Raw genomic sequence first — 23,560 nt, forward strand, 5'->3', positions numbered from 1 at the left:
GGCGCACATCGCGTCGAACGGCTGAGGCATCCTGGCCGAACTTCGGGGAAGGTCGGTGCGCGGTAGTGGCGGCGCCGTTGGTGGTGGGGGAAGCCCTGCACTTGGAGTATCCGACGCGAGTGGTGTTCGACTCGGTGACTGTCGGCGTCGAGGAAGGCGATCGTGTCGGGATCGTAGGCCGCAACGGTGACGGCAAGTCGAGCCTGCTGGGAATGCTCAGCGGCCTGATCGAGCCGCAGGCCGGCCGGATGACGCGGCGAGGCGGGGTGCGCTTCGGGGTGCTGTCGCAGTCTGACGACCTCGACCCCGCTGCGACGGTCGGCGGGTCGATCGTCGGCGACCGGCCGGAGCACGAGTGGGCCGGCGACGCGAAGGTCCGCGACGTGATCGGCGGGCTCGTCGCCGATCTGCCGTGGGAAGCGAGGATCGGCGAACTGAGCGGCGGGCAACGTCGCCGGGTCGCGCTGGCCGCGTTGCTGATCGGCGAGTGGGATGTCATCGCTCTCGATGAGCCGACGAACCATCTCGACGTCGAGGGCATCGCCTGGCTGGCCGGGCACCTGCGGAACCGCTGGGCCAAGAACTCGGGCGGCCTGCTGGTCGTGACGCACGACCGCTGGTTCCTCGATGAGGTCTGCACCGAGACCTGGGAGGTCCACGACGGGACCGTGGAGCCGTTCGAGGGCGGCTACGCCGCCTACGTGCTGCAACGGGTCGAACGGGACCGGATCAACGCCGCCACCGAGGCCAAACGCCAGAACCTGATGCGCAAGGAACTGGCATGGCTGCGCCGCGGAGCGCCGGCCCGCACGTCCAAGCCGAAGTTCCGCATCGACGCGGCCAACCAACTGATCGAGGACGTGCCGCCGGTTCGCAATCCGATCGAGCTGCAACGCCTCGCCGTCGCCCGCCTGGGCAAGCAGGTGGTCGATCTGGAAGGCGCGGGCGTCCGGTACGGTGACCGCGACGTGCTGCGCGAGGTGACGTGGCGGCTCGCCCCCGGTGAGCGGACCGGGATACTCGGAGCGAACGGGAGCGGCAAGTCAACGCTGCTGGGCTTGATCGCCGGAACCGTGCAGCCCACGTCGGGCCGGGTCAAGACGGGCAAGACGGTGCGGCTCGGGCTGCTCGACCAGCAGTTCTCCCAGCTCGCGGACATCGGCGGCGACCGGGTGCGCGAAGTGCTGGCCCGCACGCAGACGACCTTCCAGGTCGACGGCAAAGACCTCACACCGGCCCAACTGCTGGAACGCCTCGGCTTCGCCCGCGCACACCTCTCCACGAGGGTCGCCGAGCTGTCCGGCGGTCAGAAGCGGCGGCTACAACTCCTGCTCCTGCTGCTGAACGAACCTAACCTCATCGCTCTCGATGAACCTGCGAACGATGTTGACGCCGACATGCTGGCCGCGATGGAGGACCTGCTGGACTCGTGGCCGGGAACTCTGATCGTCGTCTCCCATGATCGCTACATGCTGGAACGGATCACCGACCAGCAGTACGCCATCCTCGACGGACGCTTGCGCCACCTGCCCGGCGGAGTGGACGAGTACCTGCGGCTGCGGCGCGAACAGCCGACATCGCCCACGAGTAGCCCGATCACTCCGACGACCGATGACGCGGAAGCAGGCAGGTCCGGGCTCTCCGGTGCCGAACGACGCACCGCGCAGAAGGAAATCGCCTCGACCGAACGCCGTCTCGACAAACTCCACGCCGAGGTGAAGACCCTGCACCAGCACATGGCCGACCACGACCAGGCCGACTACGAAGGGCTACAGAAGCTCGCAGACAGGCTACGCGCCGTCGACGACGAGACAACCGAACTCGAAGAACGCTGGCTGGAACTCTCCGACCTCATCGACTAGGCCAGTCTCTCGGCGGAGTCCTCGGGGAGCACGGCGGCGTGCCTGGACTCCCGTCGCTGACGTCGCTCCTGTGCGCGGACGGTGAGAAGCACGATGAGGCTGACCGGCCCGATCCAGAAGAACTTGAGGGTATTCCAGCCGAACAGTAGGACCAGCAGGTAGAGCGGGCCGGGGCCTTCCTGCTCAATGATCGTGTAGCAGATCGCCGTGGCGAAGTAGTAGCCCCCGCCCAGGATCAGCATGGCGGGGATGCCCCACTTCAAGCCTCGACGGCGGTAGCGAATCGCACCGAGCAGCAGGTTCGTGGGCGCGTATCGGAACAGCCCGTAGCCTCGTTCGCTCAGGTTCATGGATGTGCGGAGCATGGCAGGTCTCTTTCCTCGTCATAGCGCGACGGGTGTCCGTCGTGGAGGCGGCTATGAACCGAGTGCCCGCGAGGGGCCGTCCCGAAGGACCCGCGTAGTTTGCTGAACCTGCCTCTCGATCCAGTCTACGACCGTCCTGTGACAGAAGGAACCCCATCTGCTGGTGGGCGCGTACCTCGTCGGTGACCGTGGAGCGAGAGGACACCGATCATGGCGACGTTGGCGGAGCAGGTGCAGGGTGAGCGGATGGCGCGGATCGCGTTGTCGATGATCGCCGAACCGAACGACCCGGCCACCGGCCACGTCCTCGCCCGTCACGGCGGGGTCGAGACGCTGCGGCTGATCGAGTCCGACGATGAGGTGCCCGGCCTGGCCCGCGCCGACGCACTGATGTGGCGCGAACGACTGACGGTGCGGGTCACGCCCGGTCTGCTGGATCAGATGGCTCAGGCGGAGCGCCACGGGTTCGGCACGCTCATCCCGGCGGACAAGGAATGGCCCACCGGCCTGAACGACCTGGGCGAGCGTGCGCCGTACCTGCTGTGGACGCGCGGCGCGGCCTCGTTCCTGACGACGCCGCTGAGTGATCGGGCCACGATCACCGGCGCTCGCGCCGCGACCGCCTATGGCGAGCAGGTCGCGGGCGAGCTGGCGACGGGTCTGGCCGATGAGGAACGGGTCGTCGTCTCCGGTGGCGCCTACGGGATCGAAGGTGCCGCGCACAAGAGCGTGCTGGCCGCGAGCGGTCAGACGATCGCGGTCCTGGCCGGCGGGCTGGATCGTCCCTATCCGGCCGGACACAGCGAGTTGCTGAGCCAGATCGGGGATGTCGGGTTGCTGGTGAGCGAGATGCCGCCGGGCGCCGCGCCGACCAGGCACAGGTTCCTGGCCCGCAACCGTCTAATGGCGGCACTCTCCGGTGCGACCGTGATCCCTGAGGCTGGTCCGCGGTCCGGGTCGATGACGACCGTTCTCGCTGCACGCGAACTCGGCCGGGGCGTGGGCGCGGTGCCTGGTCCGGTGACCAGCGTCGCGAGCGCAGGGCCGAACGAACTCATCAAGCAAGGCTTCGCCTCCACCGTCACCCAGCCCAGCGACGTGATCGACCTGCTCGACGACGACCCGAGCCCAGGGCGGGCCGCGACCCGACCCGAGGCCGGGCGCGAGTTTGGGCACCGACACCCGTCACAGGGCACGCCCGGACGCTCTCTCTGACTGCCAGTCTCGCGGCGGCGTTCGTTCACAAGCTCGGCGCGGGGCGAGCCGCGGCGCTCTGCCGCGCGGGCTTGGTCATCGTGGGCTCGGTGGTGGCGGCTTGGGCGCGGTTGAGGGCGGCGCGGGCGCGGATGGCGTCGATCTTCTGGCTGGTGCTTTCCGGCGTCGGGCCGAGTGGGGTCCGGTCGTCGGTGATGCCGTAGCGGTCGCGGTAGGCGGCGACGGTGCGGGCGGCGCGCCACCATGCCGCCTTCTGCTTCTCGTCCCTCGGTGCCGTGCCGAGGTCGACCGTCCACGGTTCCTCATCGGTGAGGGAGCCACGGAGTACGGCGTCGGCGCGGGCCTCGATCAGGTCGCGGCGCTCGTCCAGTGCTTGCCGCATGTCGCCTGACATCTGCCCGCCGGCGTGCGGGACCAGGCCGACGATCAGCCTCGGGGGTTTGCGGGTGCGGCCTGATCCGGCGGGTCGGGCGGTGGCGCGGGCTACGCGTGCGTGGAGGACGGAGGCGATGTCGTCGGCATCGTCCAGGCTCCGTGCGGCGACCAGCCGCGGGAGCAGCGTGTCGAGGTCGTGGTGGTTGGCTTCGGCGTGACGCAGCTCGGCCGACAGGGCACCGTAGGCGTCGGAGCCGAGCACGTCTTCGATCTGCTCGACGGTGAGTCCGGACGCGGCGAGCAAGGTTGCCCAGCGGTCGTGCTGGGCGGCTTGGGCGATGGTGTCGTACTCGGCCGCGAGTTGGGCGATCGAGCCCCAGCGGTCTTGCTCGGCGGTGATCGTCTCGTGCGCGGACAGCTCGGCGCCGATGTGCTGGAGCACGCCGTAGAGGATCGAGCGGGCGGTGACGTTCGGGTTGCCGCCGGGATGCGGCACCGCGTGTTCGGCGTCTTCCCGGTCGACGGCGACGTAGGCGTGGTTGCTGTGGGCGCCGCGGGTCATGGAGACGTAGAAGTTCTCTCGCGTGGTGGTGGCGGTGACGACCGCGTGCGCGGTGTCGGTGGTGACGCCCTGGGCGCGGTGCGCGGTGATCGCGTAGCCGAGTTCCAGGTGCTCGGCCACGTAGTCGGCCGGCAGGACGATCCCGCCGCCGAACCTGCGGCCGGCAGGGCGGATGCTGACCGACCCGTCCTCCCTCACCGCGGTGACGATCCAGCGGGCGCCGTTGCGGACCCAGGTTCGGCCGTTGCGGAGCCGTCGGTCGTTCTCGCGGGTGATGACCAGATCGCCCTCCGAGACCGCGGTGCCGTCGTGCAGGGCGAGTTCGCGGGTGGGGTTCACGGTGCCGTGGATGATCCGATCCGCGCGCGCTCTGGTGTTCAGCTCGGTGACGGTCGCCTGGGTTTCGGTGACCAGGATCGACGCGCGCCCGGCGGCAAGATCGGCCCGCCACCCGGTGTAGGCGGCGTCGATCATCGCGTCCTCGTCGCCGCCGGTGATCCGGCCGTGCTCGATCAGGGTGTCGATCGCCTCGGTGCGGCCGTGGCGGAGCTGGAGCGAGGTGGTCTTCTCCCACTCGTTGGTGAAGCGGTGCAGATCGGTCAGCTCGGGGGCGTCGGCGCGGGCGTGCACGAGCATGGCGAAACTGCCGCCGGCGCCGGGTGATTGGAGCTGGCCCCAGTCGCCGACCAGGAGGACTTTCGCGCCGGCCTTCTCGGCTTCGCGGGTGAGCCGATCCAACGACATCGTGCCGGCCAGCGAGGCTTCGTCGACGATGACGAGCTGCCCGGCCGTGAACGTGGTCCCGTACATGAGGTGGTTCTGCCACCACTTCGCCGTGTTCTCCGTGGCGATGCCGAGGTCATCGGCAAGGACCTGCGCGGCGACCGCCGACGGCGCGAGCCCGATCACCGAGCCGGTTCCGTGCTCCTTCTCCCATGCCCGCCGGAGCCCGTTCATCGCCGTCGTCTTGCCAGCCCCGGCCGGACCGACCAGCACGTCCACAACCCGGCCGGAGACCGCGATCGCGGCCAGCGCCGCGGCCTGATCCTCGCCGAGCACCCGGCCGCGTGCGTCGGGCTTGCGGGCGATCCGCTCGACCGTCTCCAACGGCACGGTCGGTCCTGTCGTGGCGGCGGCGCGGGCCAGGAGGTGGTCTTCGGCGGCCAGCAGGGCTTCGGATGAGAACAGGGTCGAGGCGTGCGGCCGGAACCGGGAGGTGCCGTCCACGCGGCGGAACTGCAACGGGCTCGATGCCAGTTCCGGCGGCGTCAGCCGCAGCGAGGCGTGCTCGGCGGCATCGACCACGAGCCCGGTGATCGCCTCCCGGTCCTGGATGCTGGCGAACCGCCACCCCATCAACTGACGGGATGCCTCGGCGTGCAGGTTCCAGCGCGTCCAGGTCGAACGCTTCTCGCCCACCGTCTCCATCACGGTCTGCCCGACCTCGCGCACCACATCCAGCGGCACGTCATCGGCGCGCAGCACCCGCCGCGGCGCCTGCGCGTTGGTCGTGGTGAGCGTGCGCGCCCAGTCGTTCGCGTCGCGTCGCAGCACTCGGCTGGCGCGCTGGCGCCACTCGCGGGTGAGGTCGGCCAGCGACCGGACCTGCTTCTCCGGCCTCGTGGCGAGCGTGGCCTGCGCTCGGAATTTCAGCACCGTTCGGGCGGAGGGCTGCCTGCCGTGCTTGGCGACGTACTCCGCGATCAGGCGGTCCTTCTCGGCCTCGATGTGCCGGGACCGGGTGGAGAACTCGGTCACCAGCTCGTCGGGCACGCCCTCGATTTCCCAGGCCGGGTTCCGATCCCTGCTTCGCTCGCGCGCCTCCCACTCCACGCCAAGGACGCGGGTGAGCTGGTCGGCCAGAGCGGCGTTGTAGAGCTCGGAGACGGCGACGACCACCGCGTGCATCGGCCGGCCGGCAAGGGTCCGCCACCTGCCGTCCTGCACGGTCAGCACCTTGTTGCTGATGACGACGTGCGTGTGCAACTGCGGGTCGCCGGCGCGGCTGTCGTAGTGATCGAACGCCGCCGCCACGACGCCGGCGACATCGACGTGTGCAACCGCGCCGTCCGGGCCGGTTGCACCGACCCGGGTTGTTGCAACCTCGCGTTCGAGGAACGCAACCAGCTCTGCAACCGCCGCATGATGGGCGTCCGCGATCAGGGCTTGGGTGCCGGCGTCCGCAACCGCCCAGATCGTGGAGACCGACTTCGGCACGCTGAACGTGAAGTCATAGCCCGCTACCGCGCGGCGGGTGCCGCGCTCGGCTTCTTCCGCCTCGATCGCGGCCACTTCCTGCGCTCGAGCGGCCGGCCCCAGCTCGGGATCGAGGGCGTCGACGCGCTGCTTGATCCGCTCACCGATCGAGGCGAACTGCTGGTAGGCACGGCCCAGCGGATCGCCCGTGATCGGGTCATGGCCCATCCCGATCAACAGCGCGAGCTGGGCTTCTGAGACCTGCGCCCCCTCGACCAGCTCGCCATGCCCAAGACGGCCCAGCCCCGAGCCCATCCAGAAGCCCGGCGGCGTTCCTGCCTCGGCGTAGTAGCGGGTCAGCGGCGTGCTCAGGCTCCGGTCGCCGTCTCCGGCGGCGACGGACTTCAACAGGTACTTGTACCCATCGCCTGCGCTCATCACGCGCATCGAAACCGTCACCTGGCCCGCTCCTTCCGCCGCTGTACGGAGGGCAGGTGAGCCCGCGAGCTCGGTCGCATCCGATGCGACTCGGGACGACTCGCGCCTCGTCTGAAAGACGTGTGATGGCTCGGTGGGCCGGCGAACGAGAGCTGGCGGCGCCGCCTGAGTCACGGATTCCGAAGTACGCGGGGGTGGTGCGCCGCGCGCGGGTCACGGCATCGGCGACGAGGCAAGCGGTGGCGGTTCGAGTGGTCGCGCACCTGGTCGCTGACCAGCCCGGTGGTGACCTCATGCGTGAAGTCCGACCGGGATCACCCGTCAACCGGAGCCCTCATGCACGACCCTCACGACCGGACTCGCCCACTCAGGGTCGGATCACTGTTCTCCGGGTACGGCGGTCTCGACCTCGCCGTCGAACACGCCTTGGATGGCGAGACGATCTGGTTCTCCGAGAACAACGAACACGTCTCCCGCATCTTCGCCCACCACTGACCCGACGCCCCCAACCTGGGCGACATCACCACCATCGACTGGCGCACCGTCGAGCCGGTCGATGTTCTCTGTGGAGGCTTCCCCTGCCAGGACGTCTCGACCGTGGGCAAGCGCGCCGGCCTCGCGCCCGGCACCCGCTCCGGGCTCTGGTCGTACATGGCCGCCGCGATCGACGCGCTGCAACCCCAGCTCGTCGTCATCGAGAACGTGCGCGGCCTGCTGTCCTCACCCGCCGTCCGCGCACCCCTAGAAGAAGACGACGATGCGCAAAGCAATCCCGACCACGCAACCCCCGGCGATGCAGCCCTTCGCGAAGTGGAACCCGACCCGTGGGGTCTGGGAGACCTCGCAGCTCGACCTCTCCGGGCAGTCGGCGCCGTACTCGGCGATCTGGCCGACCTGCGGTATGACACGCAATGGATCGGCCTACCAGCGTCCCTTGTCGGCGCTCCTCATCCCAGGCTTCGCGTCTTCATCCTCGCCCGCAGCCGGGGCACTGTTCAGGACGCCGCTCGCCACGGACTCGACTCGTGGCGGCGAGTCACTGGAACAGGTGAGGGCGAGGCGGGGGACGATCGCGCTCTCGCATCAGATCATCGACCTCGCGCTAAACGGGCCGGCTGGCTTGCAGAGCAAGAGCAGCGAACCCGAGATGCTGTGGTTCCTGATCGAGGACATCTTCGCCGCTGGGGACGCTACGCCCGCGCCATCGCCCGATGGGAGCATGTGACAGGACGAATCGCGCCAGCGCTGCTAGACAGGACTAGGGCGTGTTGATCAAGAGGTTCCGCTCCTCGGTGGGTGAGTCTTGAACGGTGACGCGACAGGAGATCTCTGACGAGGTGTGGGCCGTGATGGAGCCGTTGATGCCGACGGTGACCGGTCGGTCGCGGCCGTGGACGGATCACCGGCTCGCTATCGAGGGGATGGCGTGGAAGTACCGGACCGGTGCGCCGTGGCGTGACGTTCCGGAACGGTTCGGGAAGTGGAACTCGATCTACAAGCGGTTCAACCGGTGGGCCGGGGACGGCACCTGGCAGAAGCTGCTCACCGAGGTGCAGAAGCAGGCCGACGCCGCTGGGGAAATCGACTGGGTCGTCTCGATCGACTCCACGATCGCGCGCGTGCATCAGCACGGCGCGACCCTCGCCCGGGACACAGGGGGCTGTGCCGAATCACAAGAATCCGTGGTCCGAGCCGCCTGATCACGGGATCGGACGCTCCCGCGGCGGGCTGACGACCAAACTGCACCTGGTCTGCGACGGCCGCGGCCGGCCGCTGAGCATGATGATCACCGCCGGGAACATCAACGACACCACGATGATGAGCGCGGTGCTGGAGAACATCCGCGTTCCCCGCGACGGGAAGGGCCGCCCCCGCACCCGCCCCGACCGGGTGCTCGCCGACAAGGGGTACCCCTCAAGGGCGAACCGCGCCTGGCTCCGCGACCGGAGGATCGCGGCGACCATCCCCGAGCGGGACGACCAGATCGCGCACCGCCGCAAGAAGCCGGGCCGGCCGATCGCTTTCGGCGACAAGCAGAAGGAACGCTACAAGGGACGCAACGTCGTAGAACGCTGCTTCAACCGTCTCAAGCAGTGGCGCGGCATCGCGATGCGCTCGGACAAACTCGCCCGCAACTACCGAGCCGCCGTCAGCCTCGCCGCGGCGCTGATCTGGATCAAGACCGATCTCCGCTGAGCGCTTCGCGCTCCTGCAGCGTGCGCTCAAGCTGTCCCACCGTCGGCGCACCCGCAAAGCCGCGCTCGGTCAGATAGACCCTGCACGCCAAGTCGGCAGTGTTCCCCTGGGACGGGAACAAGTCCTGACCGTCCAGAAGAATCGTGGGCGAGCCCGCGAAACCAGAGCTCACCGCCTCAGCCTCGGTGCGGATCAACACGAACTCCACCGGAACATCGCCCCGTCCGATCGAGTCGAGCACCAGCCGTACTCGATCGCCCGCCTCCTGCCAATTCGGGCAATCCTCGATATGCAGCACCTGGATCTTCACACGCCCATTCTCCCGCGCAACTCACGGCGGCTGGCCACCCCGCACCTTCTTGATCAACACGCCCTAGGTCTGTCCTCCATGCTCAGCAAGAATGTGGAGACGACGAGGAGCGACATGCGAAACGAATGGGCACCCGACGAGCAGCCCTGGGCGCGTCGAGCGGGCGATGACCAACCCGATCGAGGTTTGGAAGGCCCCGGCTACCTCGTCTGTCCGTTCTGCGGCGCCCGCTCCGCCAAGCGGTCGTACGGCGACGAGGCCGCGGACAACGGACGACTCGAGCTGTACTGCACCAACGAGCACTGCCAGGCTCGAGAGATCGTGGTGCTAGTTCTCAAGGACACGTATCGAGCCCATACAGCGCCGACGTACGCCTGCTCGAAGCGCTCGATGCCGAGGCGACCACTCTCGCTCATAGTGCGGCTCCCGTGGTGTTCGTGGTGTCGCAGCAGAATGGCACGTCGCAGTTCTCGTCGGTGCAGGGTGCACCGTCGTCGTAAGCGAGCACGGTGTCCACGAGCATCGAGATTGCGCGAGTCAGATGCGGGTCCGCGATCTCATACCGGGTCTGGCGTCCTTCCGGGGTCGCGACCACGATGCCGCAGCCGCGGAGGCACGCGAGGTGGTTGGAGACGTTCGTCCGGGTCAGGCTCAGCGACTCCGACAATCGGGCAGGGTACCCGGGGGCTTCGAGAAGCTCGAGAAGAATCCGGGAGCGGGTCGGATCGGCCATCGCACGGCCGAGACGGTTCATCACATCAACACGAGACGCAAGGGTCAGCACCCGCTGACTATACACCTGATAGTGTTTGATGATCGTCTATCCCGATTTCTTGAGCACCACCGAGCGTAGGACCGTCCGCAATGATCCGCCCCGCCTCCTTTGACCGCGCTATCGCTGCGCGCGTGGGTTGGCCGGTGGCGAAACTGCTCGTAGGGCTGGGGCTGGTCATGGCGCTTCTGATGGGGTCGTGGGCGGCGACGCACGCCGAGACCGAGGGCCTTGCAGCCGCGCCGATGGCGGAGCTGACGGTCACCGACGATCCGGGAGTCGTATCGGCGGCGATAGCGGGTGGGCACGCCGGTGAGGCCGGCGATCTCGGTGCCGCCCTGTGCCTGCTGGGAGTGGCATGCTGTCTGGCGCTCGTCGTGCTGGCCCGGCGGGCACCGTCCCGCACGTTCAGCGTCGAGCGTGTCGCAGGGATAGTGCGTGAACGGATCGCGGTCCCGTCGTCCCGAAATCCGGTGCTCACACTTACGCAGCTGCGCGTGTTCCGAACCTGATCCACCACTCAACACCCTTGCACCTGTGAGAGCGTGCGGATTCTGGCGCTGCCAGACCGCCGCCTGTTGAGTCCTGGTATTGGAGAACGTCGTGGCAAACCCATTCCGGGTGACTTCCGTCACCCGCGCCGTCCCACGGGCCGCCCATCGAGGGCCCTGGCGTACATTCCGTGCGGCCGCCGCGATGCTCGCTGCGGCCGCCGTGCTCGCGGTCGCTGGGTGCACATCCCAGGACGGGCTGGCCGCCACGGTGAACAACGGCACCGGTTCCACCAGCGTCGACGAGCGCATCGTGGAGATTGCCCCGGATGAGCGCGGCGAGCCGGTGGTGTTCGCAGGCGTCGACGAGCGCGGAAACCCGGTCAGCAGCGACGAGTTCGCCGGCGAGGTGTACGTCGTGAACTTCTGGTATGCCGCGTGTGGCCCATGCCGGGTCGAGGCTCCTCTGCTCGAAGAGGTGTGGCAGACCTACCAACCCGAAGGGGTGGGCTTCATCGGGGTGAACATCTACGACCAGCCCGCCACCGCGCTGTCCTTCGCCGAGGACTACGGGATCACCTACCCGAGCGTGATCGACATCGTCGACGGGAAGACCAAGCTCGCGTTCGCCGCAGTCACCCCCATCCAGGCAACCCCGACGACCCTGGTTATGGACCGTCAGGGCAGGGTCGCCGCGCGGATCATTGGACAACTGCCAGCCGCGTCGATCCTGTCCACCCTCGTCGCGGACACGCTGGCGGAGACCGAATGAGCGCCGAAGGGCTTATCTTCGACGGCGCCCTCTGGGTGGCCGTGCTCATCGCCATGCTCGCGGGACTCATCTCCTTCGTCTCCCCGTGCGTGCTCCCGCTCGTCCCCGGATACTTCGGCTACCTCGGATCCTCCCTCTCCAACTCCCCGACACAGACCCCCGCCGGCGGTCGAAGTCGGCTGCTCAGCGGGGTGGCATTGTTCATCGCCGGGTTCACTATCGTGTTCATGACCGTCACAGTGCTCGGCGGGGTGGCCGGGATGTTCTTCCTCGAATACGCGAACATCCTCACCCGGGTGCTCGGGGCAGTCGTCATCGCCATGGGACTGGTGTTCATCGGCGCCTTCCCCCGCGCCCAACGCACCCTCCGGCCGCGTTTCCGCGGCAATCTGGGACTGCTCAGCGCACCGCTGCTGGGCATCGCGCTCGGGATCGGCTGGACGCCCTGCATCGGACCGACCTTAGCGGCGATCATGTCGGTCTCCTGGAATCTCGGCGACCCCGGCCGTGCCGCGCTGCTGGGTCTGGCATACTCGCTCGGACTGGGCATCCCGTTCTTCCTGCTCGCGCTCGGACTGGGCTGGGCCACCCGGTCGGTCACCTTCCTCCGACGCCACATCCGGGTAGTCAACATCATCGGCGGCAGCCTGCTGATCGCACTGGGCGTGCTGATGGTCACCGGCATCTGGGGGACGTTGATGTCCGTTCTGCAGGGGGTGATGCTCAGTGTCACGCTCCCTCTCTGACCAGTCCCAGACCGACCCGTCCCGCCCCGCCGATCACATCGATCAGGACGAGCCGGACACGGTCACCTCTCCAACGCTGGGACCCTTCGAGTGGCTGCGGTGGGGGTGGCGGCAGCTGACCAGCATGCGCACGGCGATCCTGCTGCTGCTCCTGCTGGCCATTGCCTCGGTTCCCGGCTCGATCTTTCCCCAGCGCACCGCAGACCCCAACGGCGTCCTGCAATACTTCCGAGACAACCCCGACCTGGCCCCCATCCTCGACGGGCTCCAGGTGTTCGACCTGTACAACTCCGCCTGGTTCTCCGGCATCTACCTACTGCTGTTCATCTCGCTGATCGGCTGCATCATCCCCCGCACCCGGCACCACTGGAAAGCCCTCCGCACCCGGCCACCACGCACCCCGGCCCGACTCAACCGGCTGAGCGCGTACCTCGCCGTCGACACCCCCGCGCCGGTCGAGAACCCTGAGATTTACGCGGCCGACGTGATCGCCGCCGCAGCTGCGGACCTTCGTCGCCGCGGTTACCGTATCGAGCGGTATGACACCGCCCAGTCTTGGTCGGTGTCGGCCGAGCGCGGGTACCTCCGTGAGACTGGCAACCTGATTTTCCACGCCTCCCTCGTCGGGGTCCTCGTCGCCGTTCTCGCCGCCAGCGGCTTCTCCTACACCGGGCAACGAGTCATCGTCGAAGGCACCACATTCGTCAACACCCTCAACGACTACTCCTCGTTCACCCCGGGCAGGTTCGTGGACGGCACCCAGCTCGACCCGTACTCGCTGACCCTCGACAGCTTCGACGTCAGCTACGTGCCACCGGGAGTACCCGGCGCTGGCCAAGCGGGCGACTTCGCCGCAAACCTCACCATCCGCGACGCCCGCACCGGGACGGAGGACACCGAGAGCGTCCGCGTGAACTACCCCATCACCGTCGGCAGCGACCGGGTCTATCTGCTCGGAAACGGCTACGCACCCACCATCACCGTTCGCAATCCCGAAGGCACGGTCGTGTACAGCGAATCGCAGCCCTTCCTCCCGCAAGACAGCATGATGACTTCGCTTGGCATCATCAAAGTCCCGGACGGGCTTCCCGAACAGGTCGGGCTCGTCGGATTCTTCTACCCCACCCAGGGCGCCCTCGACACCGGGGCGTTCACCTCGGTGTATCCCGATCTGGTGAACCCGGTCGTCACCTTCAACGTGTTCTCCGGCAGCCTCGGCATCGACGACGGTGTGCCCCGGTCGGTGTACACCCTCGACACTTCGGAGATGACCCAGCACACCGGCGGCAGCACCGGCGTCGAGTCGATCCAGCTCACTCCCGGGCAGACCGCCGACCTGCCCAATGGGTGGGGCACGGTCACCTTCGAGGACGCCTCCGGCGGCACGAATCCACTGGCGGCGGTGAAACGATTCGCGTCGCTGGACATCAAACGCGACACCGGCGGTCCTTGGGTGCTCGCCTTCGCCACCCTCGCCACGCTGGGTCTGATCACCGCGCTTCTCGTTCCCCGACGTCGCGTATTCGTTAAAGCATCCGTCACCGGCAACTCGGACGAGCCCACCCTGCGCCTGGAATACGCGGGCCTCGCACGCGGGGAGGACCCTCAGCTCCCCGACGCAATCGCCAGCATCCGCGACGGCCACCTCGCCGCTCGTGAACACCACACCCCACAGACCGCCAGCCGGAAGAACCTCTGATGAAGACCCCCCTGAAAGTCACCCTCATCGCGATCACTGCTGTGATCGTGCTCGTCATCGGCGCGATCATCTACACGATCAACACCCGCCCCCAGGTTTCCGCGGACGACAACGCCTCCGACGCGCTGCCTGGCGCCCGCAGCAACTCCCACGTCCTTGATAGCGCCGGGCCCGACGCTCCGACGCTGGTGGAGTTCCTCGACTTCGAATGCGAGGCATGTGGGGCGTTATACCCGTACGTCGAAGAGATTCGTGAGCAGTACGACGGACAGATCAACTATGTGTTCCGGTACTACCCGATCCCCAGCCACTACAACTCGATGAACGCCGCCCTCGCGGTGGAAGCGGCCGCGCAGCAAGACCGGGTCGAGGACATGTACCACCGCATGTTCGAGACACAGGCCGAGTGGGGCGAGCAGCAAGTCTCCGAAGCGGACCTGTTCCGGAGCTTCGCCGAGGAGCTGGGCCTGGATATGGCCGCCTACGATGAGGCGGTCGCGGATCCCGCCACCCGGGAGCGGGTCGAAGAAGACTTCGCCGAAGGGCAGGACATGGGCGTGCAGGGCACGCCCACGTTCTTCCTCGACGGCGAACGACTCGAGCTCACCCAACTGACCGATCTCACCGATGCTCTCGACCGCGCCCTCGCTGACTGACACGCCGGCTGACACCGCCTCGGCACCCGCGGCACGGCGCGGGTTGCCGTTGTGGGCAGCGGTTCTCGCCGCCGCTATCGCCGGCGGGCTTCTGGACTTGTCCTTCCCCGCAGTGGGGTGGTGGCCGCTCGCGTTCGTGAGCGTCACCATCGCGCTATGCACGATGATCGGCCGCCGCAGCGGTGGCGCGTTCCTGGTCGGTGCGGCCTTCGGCGCCGCGTTTTACTTCATCCATCTGGTGTGGGTGGGGGCCTTCCTCGGGCCCGTCCCGTGGGTGGCGTTGGCAGGGCTGGAAACGGTGCTGTTCGGGACCGGGGCGATTCCTCTCGCCCTCGCCTACCGGTGGACCGACCGCACCCGCGGACGCGCCGTCCTGTGGTTTATCGGGGTGCCGCTGCTGGTGGCGGGGCTGTGGAGCATCCGGGAGCTGGTGATGGGGTCCTGGCCCTACTCCGGGTTCCCATGGGCGCGGATTGGGATGACCCAAGCGAACGGACCGCTACCAGAGGCGGCGTCCTGGGTCGGGCTGACCGGGCTGAGCTTCCTCATCGTCGCCGCCTGCGCGTGCCTCGTCCAGTGGTGGCGGGCTGGAGGGTTCCGACGCATGCGCGGCATCGTGCCCGCCGCGATGATCGTGACTGTCCTAGCGGTCGTGCCGCAGTTCCCGACCGGGGACGCCGGCCGGATGGACATCGGGTGGGTGCAGGGAAACGGGCCCTCCGGGTACTTCGATGACCGCACCCCCGGTGATGTGCTGGCCGCGCAGACGGCCGCGACCGACCCCCTGCTGGGGGAGGACATGGACCTGCTGGTGTGGCCCGAAGGTGCTGTGGACGCCGATCCCCTCGCCGACCCGGCAATCGCTCGGCGCCTCGACGCTCTCGTCGCCCGGGTCGGCGCACCGCTGCTGGCCAACGCCGCTACCGCTCGCGGCAGTGACGTGTTCAACACCTCGATTCTGTGGGACGGGCAGGGCACTCCGCAGCTGCATGACAAGGTCAATCCCGTCCCGTTCGGTGAGTACGTCCCGGATCGGTGGTTCTTCGAGCGGATCGCGCCTGACCTCATCGGCCTGATCCAACGCGAATACACCCCCGGACAGAACCCCCCGTTCGTGACCGTCGACGGGGTGAAAGTCGGACTGGCGATCTGCTTCGACGTCATCTACGACTCCGTCATCTGGGACGGCGCCCGCGAGGGCGCACAGGTCTACGTGTTCCAGACCAACAACGCCGACTTCCGCGGCACCGACGAGAACCTTCAACAGCTCGCGTTCGCCCGGATGCGGGCGATCGAGACCGGACGCGCCGTGGTGAACGTCTCCACCGTCGGCACCAGCCAAGTCATCGCCCCGGACGGACAGATCATCGACGGCGCCGGCGTCGACAAAGCGGCCGCGGCGATCACCCGGGTCCCGCTGCGCGACGGGCTCACCCCCGCCGTCGTGCTCGGCGGTGCCCTTACAGCTCTGATCGCCCTCGGCGCGATCACCGGTCTCACCATCGCCGGAATCGGACACCGACGCCACCACCACCGACCCCAAACCGCACGAGGAGCAAGTGATGCCTGACCCCGAATCCCTGACCCTGGACAGCATCTCCCTGCTGCTGGTGTGGACCGCGATCGCCGTGTACCTGCTCGCGTTCGTGGCCTACGCCATCGACCTTGCACAACGCTCAGTACGCCGCGACGAGACGCAGCGGGTGCCCGCGCTCGTGACCGCGGGCGGAGACACGCAGAACACACGCGACGAACGCGCCGAGCTGAACGAGGTCCGCACCCGGCCGGGCCAGCGGCAACGTCTACTCTGGGCGCGCATCGGCACCGTGCTTACCGGGTTCGCGTTCATCTTCCATCTCGCCGGCACCATCGGGCGAGGACTCGCCGCAGAACGAGTCCCGTGGGCGAACATGTACGAGTTCGCGCTCACCGGGACTTTGCTGATCGTCGCGGTCTACCTAGCCGTGCTCCGCCGATACGACCTACGCTTCCTGGGCTCCTTCCTTATCGGTATGGTCGCGTTGCTCCTGGGCGGTGCGACCTTGGCGTTCTACGTCGAAGTCACCCCGCTGATGGACCCGCTCAAGAGCGTCTGGCTCGTCATCCACGTCTTCGTCGCCTCCCTTGCTACCGCCCTGTTCGCGATCTCCTGCGGCCTTTCCGCCACACAGCTCATGCAAGCCCGACGCGAACGACAGGCTGCGCGTCGCAAGGATGAGGGCACGAAGAAATCCGGCCTGGGATACCTGCGTACGCTGCCGACCGCGGAGGCGCTGGAGTCCCTGGCGTATCGGTTCGCGATCGTCGGGTTCATCTTCTGGACCTTCACTCTGATCGCCGGCTCAATCTGGGCCAACGACTCCTGGGGACGATACTGGGGATTCGACACGAAAGAAGTATGGACGTTCGTGATCTGGGTGCTCTACGCCGGCTATATCCACGCCCGCGCCACGCGAGGCTGGCGCGGCACCCGCTCTGCATGGCTGTCGATCATCGGCTTCACCGCGGTGCTGTTCAACTTCACCATCGTCAACATGTTCTTCAAAGGCCTGCACGCCTACTCCGGCCTCAGCTAACTGTGATGTCCAGGGACGTTGCTACGTGAATCGCGAGTGATTTGCTGACGGGCGAGGGCCTCCCGTTGTGAAGTGGAGCTGTCTAGGAACCGCTTCGTGCAACAGGAGGCCCTCGTGTCCCACGCTAATGCTGCTCTCACGCCCCGCGCACGGCTCAGGCTCGCGCGATTGATCGTCGAGGATCGGTGGCCGGCGACGGCCGCCGCAAAGATGTTCATGGTGTCGCCGATCACCGCTCGTAAGTGGGCCGCCCGGTTCCGTGCCGAGGGCGCCGCCGGGATGACCGATCGGCCCAGTCGGCCCCGGTCGATGCCGAGCAAGACACCAGCGCGGACGGTCAAGCAGATCGTGCGGTTGCGGTGGCGGCGTCGCCTGGGTCCAGCGCAGATCTCGGAGGAGCTCCAGATCCCGGCCTCGACGGTCCACGCGGTGCTGGTCCGGTGCCGGATCAGTCGGCTCAGCCATATCGACCGGGTCACGGGCGAGCCGATCCGCCGCTACGAGCACGACCATCCCGGTTCACTGCTGCACGTCGACGTCACGAAGTTCGGCAACATTCCTGACGGCGGCGGATGGCGATACGTCGGCAAGCAGCAGGGCGACCGGAACCGCGAGACCACGGCGAAGCGCACCGGGAAACGGAGGGGCTACGAACCCAACGTCGGGACCGCGTTCCTCCACACCGTCGTTGATGACCACTCGCGTGTTGCCTACGTCGAGATCTGCCCCGACGAGAAGGCCGTCACCGCGATCGGCGTGCTCGAGCGCGCCGTCGCGTGGTTCGCCGACCGCGGCGTGACTGTCGAACGGGTGCTCTCGGACAACGGGTCGGCCTACAAGTCGTTCGCCTGGCGAGACGCCTGCGCTGGGCTGGGCATCACGCACAAACGGACGCGGCCCTACCGACCGCAGACGAACGGCAAGATCGAGCGATTCCACCGCACCCTCGCCGATGGGTGGGCTTACGCCCGGTTCTACCGATCCGACTCTGAGCGTCGCGAAGCGCTACCAGGCTGGGTCCACTTCTACAATCACCACAGGCGCCACTCCGCAATCGGAGCCCCGCCCCTCACCAGACTCAACAACCTGCCTGGACATCACAGCTAACGACCAACATTCGACTTTCAAAGGACTTTTCTCAATGCTCACATCACTGTTCGATCCCAAGTGGTCTCCACGTTCGCGGGCGGGGACGGACACGGAAGCTCGGTACGGCGTTTCCTCGGCCTCCGCCGTGCGGGGCGCACGATGAGGCGCCGTCGGAGCGGGAGATTGGTCGTCGCGTGCCTGGTCGCACTTGCTATGACTGTCGTGGACCAGGGCACGAAAGCCCTCGCGCTCGCACAGCTGAGCGAGCAAGAACGCATTCCGCTGATCGGCGACCTGCTGGGACTGCAGCTTGCATTCAACCCCGGGACCGTCATGTCTCTCGGCTCGAGCAGCACCTGGGTGTTCACTCTGGTCGGAATCGTGGCAGTGATCGCGTTGTTCTACGCCGCCTGGCGGGCGCCGTCCACGATGTGGGCGGTCGCCATCGGATTCGTCTGGGGTGGAGCGATCGGCAACCTCATCGACCGTCTCTTCGCGCCTCCCGGGTTCGGCCGTGGACACGTCACCGACTTCCTCGCCTATGGCAACCTCTTCATCGGAAACATCGCCGACATCGCCATCGGGGTCGGCGTCGGACTCGGCATCCTCCAGATGCTCCGCAGCCACCGGTCCCAGACGCGCAGCGAACACCCGGGGGCAACCTCCCCCCAGGAGAAGTGACTTCGGCCCGATTACAGGTCATCCGGGTTAGACGATGCTCGCCAGGACATTCAGGCGGAGCTGAGCGAGCACCGCGACAACCAGGTACGCGGCGACCGTCACGAGCGTGATCCACGGCCACAACACCGCACCAACCCGCCGTGCCCGTTGACCGAAGACGCCCTCGCGCAGGTTCCGAGCTGTCACGATGAAAAACAGCGGGAGCGTCGTCAGCCACACCACAAGGCACCAGGGGCAGAGCGTACCCAGCACGTAGATGCTCTGCCCAATCAGCCAGACCACGAACCCAAAGGGGCTCTTCGCAGTTGAGGGTGTAGCCCGGGACCGCCGGCTGGTTCGCGGATAGGCGTCGAGGTCTTCCAGGATGGAAGTTCTCACACTCACCGACCGCCGGAAGACCTCGACTTGCACCACCCTACGTTCGCGACCCCTGACCTGACCACGTTCTGCCGTCTCGACGAGCTCGGCCTTCAAGCCGTCGGGCAGCTGCTTGAGCCTGATCGGGCGGTGCTGGAGTGCCGCGTCGTCGAGGACGACCCGTGGTGTCGGAAGTGCGGTGCGGAGGGCGTGCCGCGTGGCACGGTGACGCGGCCGCTGGCGCACGAGCCGTTCGGGCATCGGCCGACGACGCTGCTGGTCCGGGTGCGCCGCTACCGGTGCACGCACTGCCGCCGCACCTGGCGGCAGGACACGTCGAAGGCGGCAGCGCCGCGGGCGAAGATCTCCCGCGGCGGGATCGCGTGGGCACTCACCGCGATCGTCGTCGACCACCTCACCGTCACCCGCGCCGCAGCAGGGCTCGGGGTGTCCTGGCACACTGCGAACACCGCGATCATCGCCGAAGGCAAGCGTCGCCTGATCGACGACCCGGCGAGGTTCGCCGGGGTCACCACGATCGGTGTCGATGAGCACGTCTGGCGTCACACACGGTTTGGCGAGAAGTACGTGACGGTGATCATCGACCTCACCCCCGCGAGGAACAAGACGGGCCCGGCCAGGCTGCTGGACATGGTCGAGGGCCGCTCGAAGCAGGTGTTCAAGCAGTGGCTCGCCGCCCGACCCAAGGACTGGTCGAAGGCGATCGAGGTGGTCGCGATGGACGGGTTCAGCGGCTTCAAGACCGCCGCGGCCGAAGAGCTCCCCGACGCGGTCCCCGTGATGGACCCGTTCCACGTCGTCCGCCTCGCCGGCGACGCGCTCGACCGGACCCGGCAGCGCGTCCAGCAAGACACCCTCGGGCACCGCGGCCACGCCGGCGACCCGCTCTACGGGGTCCGCCGCACCCTCCACACCGGCGCGAGCTTCCTCACCGAGAAGCAGACCGCCCGCCTCGACGCGGTATTCGCCGCCGAGGAGCACGTCGAGGTCGAAGCGACCTGGGGCATCTACCAGCGCATCGTCGCCGCCTACCGCGAACCCGACAAGAACAAGGCGAAGGAGATGATGCGGGCGGTGATCGACTCTGTCAGCAACGGCGTCCCCGCGCTGCTCAAAGAGGTCCGTCGCCTCGGCCGCACGCTGAAGCAGCGCGCCGCGGACATCCTCGCGTTCTTCGACCGCCCCGGAACGAGCAACGGCCCAACGGAGGCCATCAACGGCCGGCTCGAGCACCTTCGCGGTTCCGCCCTCGGCTTCCGGAACCTCACGCACTACGTCGCCAGATCGCTCCTCGAAGCCGGCGGATTCAGACCGCTCCTACACTCTCATTCGCGATGAGCCCCCAAAGGCCCCCGCGACACCGATGTTGAACAGCATCCAGAACCAGCGCGCGAAGTGCGGGACCGCCCACACCGTGACGCCGACGCACACCACGAGCGCGAATCCGACCAGTCCGAGGAACGGATTGGGAACCCCGAATGCGGCTCCTTGAGCGCTGTCGAGGTTCGCGGAGCATTGCACCAACACGGAGAAGTCGCAGCTGAGGCCCGTATCGGGGTTGGTCAGCTTTTCGATCTTCTCGATGGACAGCGCCATCGCTGCCGTCAACCCGATGGCGCCAGACAGCATGAGGAACAAGCCGAAGAAGAATTCACGGCGCACGAACTGTGACAACTTTCACCCATCGCGAGATTTATGCGGGACGGTTAGCGATCACACAGCGAACCGTGTATGTTCATCGTGTGCTGACTATAACTGATCGTCTGGACGTGATGAATCGGCTCGGCCGCGCGATGGCCGACCCGACACGCTCACGCATTCTCATGACCCTGCTTGACGGCCCGATCTATCCTGCGGCGCTCGCCCGCGAGCTGGAGCTCAGCCCGTCCAACGTGTCCAACCACCTGACCTGCCTCCGTGACTGCGGCATCGTCGTCGCCGAGCCCGAGGGCCGCCGAACTCGGTACGAGGTCGCCGACGCCCGTCTCAGCCGGGCGCTTACTGCCCTGCTGGACACGACCTTGGCCGTTGACCATGCAGCCGGGTGCATCGATCCCTCCTGCGCGGCTCCGGAATGCTGCACGACGGAGGGGACCGCATGATCTTCCTCTCCATCCTGCAAGCGATCGGCCTGTTCCTTGTCACGAACATCGACGACATCATCGTGCTGTCGCTGTTCTTCGGCCGCGGCGCGGGACAACGAGGCACGACCGCTCGAATCCTGGTCGGGCAGTATCTGGGATTCGCCGGTATTCTTGGCGCGGCCGTACTCGTAGCTCTCGGTGCCGGGGCGTTCCTGCCTCCCGAGGTCATCCCGTACTTCGGCCTGATCCCGTTGGGATTGGGGCTTTGGGCGGCCTGGCAGGCATGGCGTGGTCGGCACGACGATGACGATGACGATGAGGGCAAGATCGAAGGCAAAAAGGTCGCCGTCTGGGCTGTAGCCGGTGTCACCTTCGCCAACGGCGGGGACAACATCGGCGTCTACGTGCCGGTCTTCCTCAGTGTGGGGCCCGCTGCCGTGGTCGCCTACTGTGTTGTGTTCCTCGCGCTCGTTGCGGTCCTGGTGATCATGGCCAAGTTCATTGCCACGCGACGTCCGATCGCGGAAATCCTGGAACGCTGGGAGCACATCCTGTTCCCGATCGTTCTGATCGGCCTGGGCATCTTCATCCTCGTCAGCGGCGGGGCATTCGGGCTCTGACGCACTACGAGCAAAGTAAACCGGTCTCCCATCCAGAAGCCGGGGTGGGCCTCGGCTTCGGGGGAAGGTTTGGTGCGCCAGACGGTGCGGGGCGGTCGCGCGCATCAGCCGGGGCCTACGTCCCGATCATCGGCCGTTCACCCGCAGACGTTAGGCGGGGATGAGCACGAACCTGTCTTCGGGTTGCGCTGGGAAGCGCCGCAGGTCGACCCGAAAGTCCTGGCCTGGGACTGTGTAGTCCGCAGCGGCCAGCCGTCCCGCAGCGGAAGCGAGGAGGTCCACCGTCGCAGGTTCACCTGGGCAACGGTGGCCGTCCTCGTAGAACCCACCGCCTTGCGGCACAAGAGCGTTGCGGTGCGGCTCGCCCGTGACAAATCGGTCGGGAGCAAAAGTGAGGGGATCTTCCCAAAGCCGAGGATCACGGTTGGTGGCGAAGAGGTCGATGATCACCCAATCGCCTCGCGCGAAACGAACGCCCTCCCATTCCAGATCACGCGCGGCGGTCCCGCCGACCACGGGGAAAAACGGCGTAGTGCGGCGCACTTCCTGGGCAAAGGCAGATCGTGACCCCTCGTCCTCGGCGACGCGCGCACGCCATTCAGGATGAAGATGCAACGCGAGCGCCGCGAACATGATGAAGCGCGCTATCGCAACGGTGGGTCGAAGCAGGTTGAGGAGCTCCACGGCGGCGACGCGCTCCTCGAGCAACCGTCCATCTGCGTCGCGATGGCCAGCCACCTTGGCAGGGATGGTCCCTGTCGGCGAGTCGCGGAGCACCTGTCGCGCCCATGCTTCCGTGCGCAGCCGGAGCGCCCGGCCTCGCACGTTCCGTGGGCCGAAGGATCCTGCGCCGTCGATCATCGCCGCGAACTCGGTCGTTCTTCGGTCGAGGTCGCGGTCGCTGAGCGGAATATCCGCCCACGCACACACTCCGGCGGTCAGGGAGCGCCCGGCCAGCTCCTGCAGGGACACGGGGCTACCGGACGCTGCCGCCCATTCCTGTTGCCACGCCTCCGCGACACGGCGATCCAGATCGGTGCGAGCTGGCGTGTCGAGCATGCCGACGAAAAGCGCTTTGCGATGCCGGTGCTCAGGACCGACGAGCGTCTGTACACTTCCTTCGTCCTGCAAGGAGTGCTTCACCGAGCGAGGCATCGCTCGATCCCGAGTGAATCGGTCACCCTCGTAGAAGAAGCGCACCCACCCGCTGCCGTGAGCGAAAGTCACGCGTCTCCCCAGAAGGCGGGTAGTGAAAGCATCGGTTCCCACCGTGTCGAACCCGTGCTGCCCGAACGCATACCCACGCGCTCGGAACTCGAGCGTTCGATCGCCGGGAAGAACCGGAAGCGCCGACGTCCTCTGCTTCGACATGCACTGACGGTATGTGCCGGAGTACGCAATTGTCGAGGGGCTTGAATAGGCGGCGCAACGTGACCAAGGTCACGATCACGGCAAGAGCCACAGCTAGGGCGTGTTG

At 67.4% G+C, this 23,560-nt stretch carries 24 protein-coding genes and 1 pseudogene; 18 read left to right on the top strand and 7 right to left on the bottom strand.

Features of this window, described 5'->3' with window-relative positions; genetic code table 11:
* Positions 1-65: 65 nt before the first annotated feature.
* A complete protein-coding gene (locus tag IM777_RS05425) occupies positions 66-1,862 on the top strand; it encodes an ABC-F family ATP-binding cassette domain-containing protein (RefSeq protein WP_194384896.1) in 1,797 nt (598 codons plus the stop codon).
* On the opposite strand, the gene IM777_RS05430 is transcribed toward IM777_RS05425, so the two are convergent.
* A complete protein-coding gene (locus IM777_RS05430; protein ID WP_194384897.1) occupies positions 1,859-2,227 on the bottom strand; it encodes a sulfate permease in 369 nt (122 codons plus the stop codon). The two genes, IM777_RS05425 and IM777_RS05430, sit on opposite strands and share 4 nt — an antisense overlap.
* Positions 2,228-2,437: 210 nt before the next feature.
* On the opposite strand from IM777_RS05430, the gene dprA reads away from it, so the two are divergent.
* Positions 2,438-3,442, top strand: a complete 1,005-nt coding sequence (gene dprA, locus IM777_RS05435) for a DNA-processing protein DprA (protein ID WP_194384898.1) — start codon at positions 2,438-2,440, stop codon at positions 3,440-3,442.
* A gap of 25 nt (positions 3,443-3,467) precedes the next feature.
* Here dprA and mobF read toward each other — a convergent pair whose 3' ends face one another.
* Positions 3,468-7,022, bottom strand: a complete 3,555-nt coding sequence (gene mobF / locus IM777_RS05440; protein WP_473743253.1) for a MobF family relaxase — start codon at positions 7,020-7,022, stop codon at positions 3,468-3,470.
* Between the two features lie 327 nt (positions 7,023-7,349).
* Here mobF and IM777_RS17170 point away from each other — a divergent pair, with 327 nt between their 5' ends.
* The 4 genes and pseudogenes from IM777_RS17170 (at position 7,350) to IM777_RS05450 (ending at position 9,209) form a co-directional block, all read left to right on the top strand.
* On the top strand, positions 7,350-7,508 hold the full coding sequence (locus IM777_RS17170; protein WP_187326294.1) for a DNA cytosine methyltransferase: 159 nt from the start codon (positions 7,350-7,352) through the stop codon (positions 7,506-7,508).
* Between the two features lie 33 nt (positions 7,509-7,541).
* Positions 7,542-7,676 (top strand): annotated as a pseudogene (locus IM777_RS17175) (DNA cytosine methyltransferase); the annotation flags it as partial.
* 94 nt (positions 7,677-7,770) lie between these two features.
* The gene (locus tag IM777_RS17180) at positions 7,771-8,238 is read left to right on the top strand and encodes a hypothetical protein (protein WP_187326295.1); all 468 of its coding nucleotides are present in this window, start codon (positions 7,771-7,773) and stop codon (positions 8,236-8,238) included.
* A gap of 124 nt (positions 8,239-8,362) precedes the next feature.
* A protein-coding gene (locus tag IM777_RS05450) for an IS5 family transposase (protein ID WP_233449959.1) occupies positions 8,363-9,209 on the top strand; the annotation gives its coding sequence in 2 pieces (ribosomal slippage) (positions 8,363-8,668 and positions 8,670-9,209; 846 coding nt in all).
* Here IM777_RS05450 and IM777_RS05455 read toward each other — a convergent pair.
* Together IM777_RS05455 and cmtR (IM777_RS05460) are read right to left on the bottom strand one after the other, a co-directional pair.
* Positions 9,190-9,519, bottom strand: coding sequence for a hypothetical protein (locus IM777_RS05455; RefSeq protein ID WP_026095586.1), 330 nt, complete (start codon positions 9,517-9,519; stop codon positions 9,190-9,192). The genes IM777_RS05450 and IM777_RS05455 overlap by 20 nt on opposite strands.
* A 412-nt stretch (positions 9,520-9,931) precedes the next feature.
* Positions 9,932-10,303 (bottom strand): Cd(II)/Pb(II)-sensing metalloregulatory transcriptional regulator CmtR, encoded by a 372-nt coding sequence (gene cmtR, locus IM777_RS05460; RefSeq protein ID WP_272872949.1) that lies wholly within the window; start codon positions 10,301-10,303, stop codon positions 9,932-9,934.
* Positions 10,304-10,437: 134 nt separating this feature from the next.
* On the opposite strand from cmtR (IM777_RS05460), the gene IM777_RS05465 reads away from it, so the two are divergent.
* The 9 genes from IM777_RS05465 to IM777_RS05505 all read left to right on the top strand — a co-directional run bounded on the left by IM777_RS05465 (position 10,438) and on the right by IM777_RS05505 (position 19,001).
* Positions 10,438-10,803 carry a hypothetical protein gene (locus IM777_RS05465; protein ID WP_194384900.1) on the top strand — a complete coding sequence of 122 codons (366 nt, stop codon included), beginning with the start codon at positions 10,438-10,440 and terminating at the stop codon, positions 10,801-10,803.
* A 109-nt stretch (positions 10,804-10,912) separates the two neighbouring features.
* Positions 10,913-11,554 carry a TlpA family protein disulfide reductase gene (locus tag IM777_RS05470; protein WP_390178941.1) on the top strand — a complete coding sequence of 214 codons (642 nt, stop codon included), beginning with the start codon at positions 10,913-10,915 and terminating at the stop codon, positions 11,552-11,554.
* On the top strand, positions 11,551-12,300 hold the full coding sequence (locus IM777_RS05475; RefSeq protein WP_194384901.1) for a cytochrome c biogenesis CcdA family protein: 750 nt from the start codon (positions 11,551-11,553) through the stop codon (positions 12,298-12,300). The genes IM777_RS05470 and IM777_RS05475 overlap by 4 nt, the downstream gene beginning before the upstream one ends.
* Positions 12,281-13,999 carry a cytochrome c biogenesis protein ResB gene (gene resB / locus IM777_RS05480; RefSeq protein ID WP_194384902.1) on the top strand — a complete coding sequence of 573 codons (1,719 nt, stop codon included), beginning with the start codon at positions 12,281-12,283 and terminating at the stop codon, positions 13,997-13,999. The genes IM777_RS05475 and resB overlap by 20 nt, the downstream gene beginning before the upstream one ends.
* Positions 13,999-14,655 (top strand): DsbA family protein, encoded by a 657-nt coding sequence (locus IM777_RS05485; RefSeq protein WP_194384903.1) that lies wholly within the window; start codon positions 13,999-14,001, stop codon positions 14,653-14,655. The genes resB and IM777_RS05485 overlap by 1 nt, the downstream gene beginning before the upstream one ends.
* Positions 14,627-16,225 carry an apolipoprotein N-acyltransferase gene (gene lnt / locus IM777_RS05490; protein WP_194384904.1) on the top strand — a complete coding sequence of 533 codons (1,599 nt, stop codon included), beginning with the start codon at positions 14,627-14,629 and terminating at the stop codon, positions 16,223-16,225. The genes IM777_RS05485 and lnt overlap by 29 nt, the downstream gene beginning before the upstream one ends.
* Positions 16,218-17,231, top strand: coding sequence for a c-type cytochrome biogenesis protein CcsB (ccsB, locus tag IM777_RS05495; RefSeq protein ID WP_194384905.1), 1,014 nt, complete (start codon positions 16,218-16,220; stop codon positions 17,229-17,231). Before lnt ends, ccsB begins: the two co-directional genes overlap by 8 nt.
* Before the next feature lie 114 nt (positions 17,232-17,345).
* Positions 17,346-18,338, top strand: a complete 993-nt coding sequence (locus IM777_RS05500; RefSeq protein WP_194384831.1) for an IS481 family transposase — start codon at positions 17,346-17,348, stop codon at positions 18,336-18,338.
* A gap of 195 nt (positions 18,339-18,533) precedes the next feature.
* Positions 18,534-19,001 (top strand): signal peptidase II, encoded by a 468-nt coding sequence (locus tag IM777_RS05505; protein WP_228480968.1) that lies wholly within the window; start codon positions 18,534-18,536, stop codon positions 18,999-19,001.
* Positions 19,002-19,028: 27 nt separating this feature from the next.
* Here IM777_RS05505 and IM777_RS05510 read toward each other — a convergent pair whose 3' ends face one another.
* The gene (locus IM777_RS05510; RefSeq protein ID WP_194384907.1) at positions 19,029-19,412 is read right to left on the bottom strand and encodes a vitamin K epoxide reductase family protein; all 384 of its coding nucleotides are present in this window, start codon (positions 19,410-19,412) and stop codon (positions 19,029-19,031) included.
* Between IM777_RS05510 and IM777_RS05515 the strand changes: the two genes are divergently transcribed.
* Positions 19,407-20,717 (top strand): ISL3 family transposase, encoded by a 1,311-nt coding sequence (locus tag IM777_RS05515; protein WP_194384023.1) that lies wholly within the window; start codon positions 19,407-19,409, stop codon positions 20,715-20,717. The genes IM777_RS05510 and IM777_RS05515 overlap by 6 nt on opposite strands.
* Here the strand turns inward: IM777_RS05515 and IM777_RS05520 are convergent.
* Positions 20,697-21,053, bottom strand: a complete 357-nt coding sequence (locus IM777_RS05520) for a vitamin K epoxide reductase family protein (protein WP_228480969.1) — start codon at positions 21,051-21,053, stop codon at positions 20,697-20,699. The two genes, IM777_RS05515 and IM777_RS05520, sit on opposite strands and share 21 nt — an antisense overlap.
* Before the next feature lie 68 nt (positions 21,054-21,121).
* Between IM777_RS05520 and cmtR (IM777_RS05525) the strand changes: the two genes are divergently transcribed.
* Positions 21,122-21,481: a Cd(II)/Pb(II)-sensing metalloregulatory transcriptional regulator CmtR gene (gene cmtR, locus IM777_RS05525; protein WP_194385460.1), complete on the top strand. Its 360-nt coding sequence runs from the start codon at positions 21,122-21,124 to the stop codon at positions 21,479-21,481.
* Positions 21,478-22,083, top strand: a complete 606-nt coding sequence (locus IM777_RS05530; RefSeq protein ID WP_194384908.1) for a cadmium resistance transporter — start codon at positions 21,478-21,480, stop codon at positions 22,081-22,083. Before cmtR (IM777_RS05525) ends, IM777_RS05530 begins: the two co-directional genes overlap by 4 nt.
* Before the next feature lie 150 nt (positions 22,084-22,233).
* Here the strand turns inward: IM777_RS05530 and IM777_RS05535 are convergent, their stop codons facing one another.
* A complete protein-coding gene (locus IM777_RS05535; RefSeq protein ID WP_194384909.1) occupies positions 22,234-23,454 on the bottom strand; it encodes a cytochrome P450 in 1,221 nt (406 codons plus the stop codon).
* Positions 23,455-23,560 lie beyond the last annotated feature (106 nt).

Source organism: Microbacterium luteum (genome assembly GCF_015277875.1).
Taxonomy (GTDB): domain Bacteria; phylum Actinomycetota; class Actinomycetes; order Actinomycetales; family Microbacteriaceae; genus Microbacterium; species Microbacterium luteum.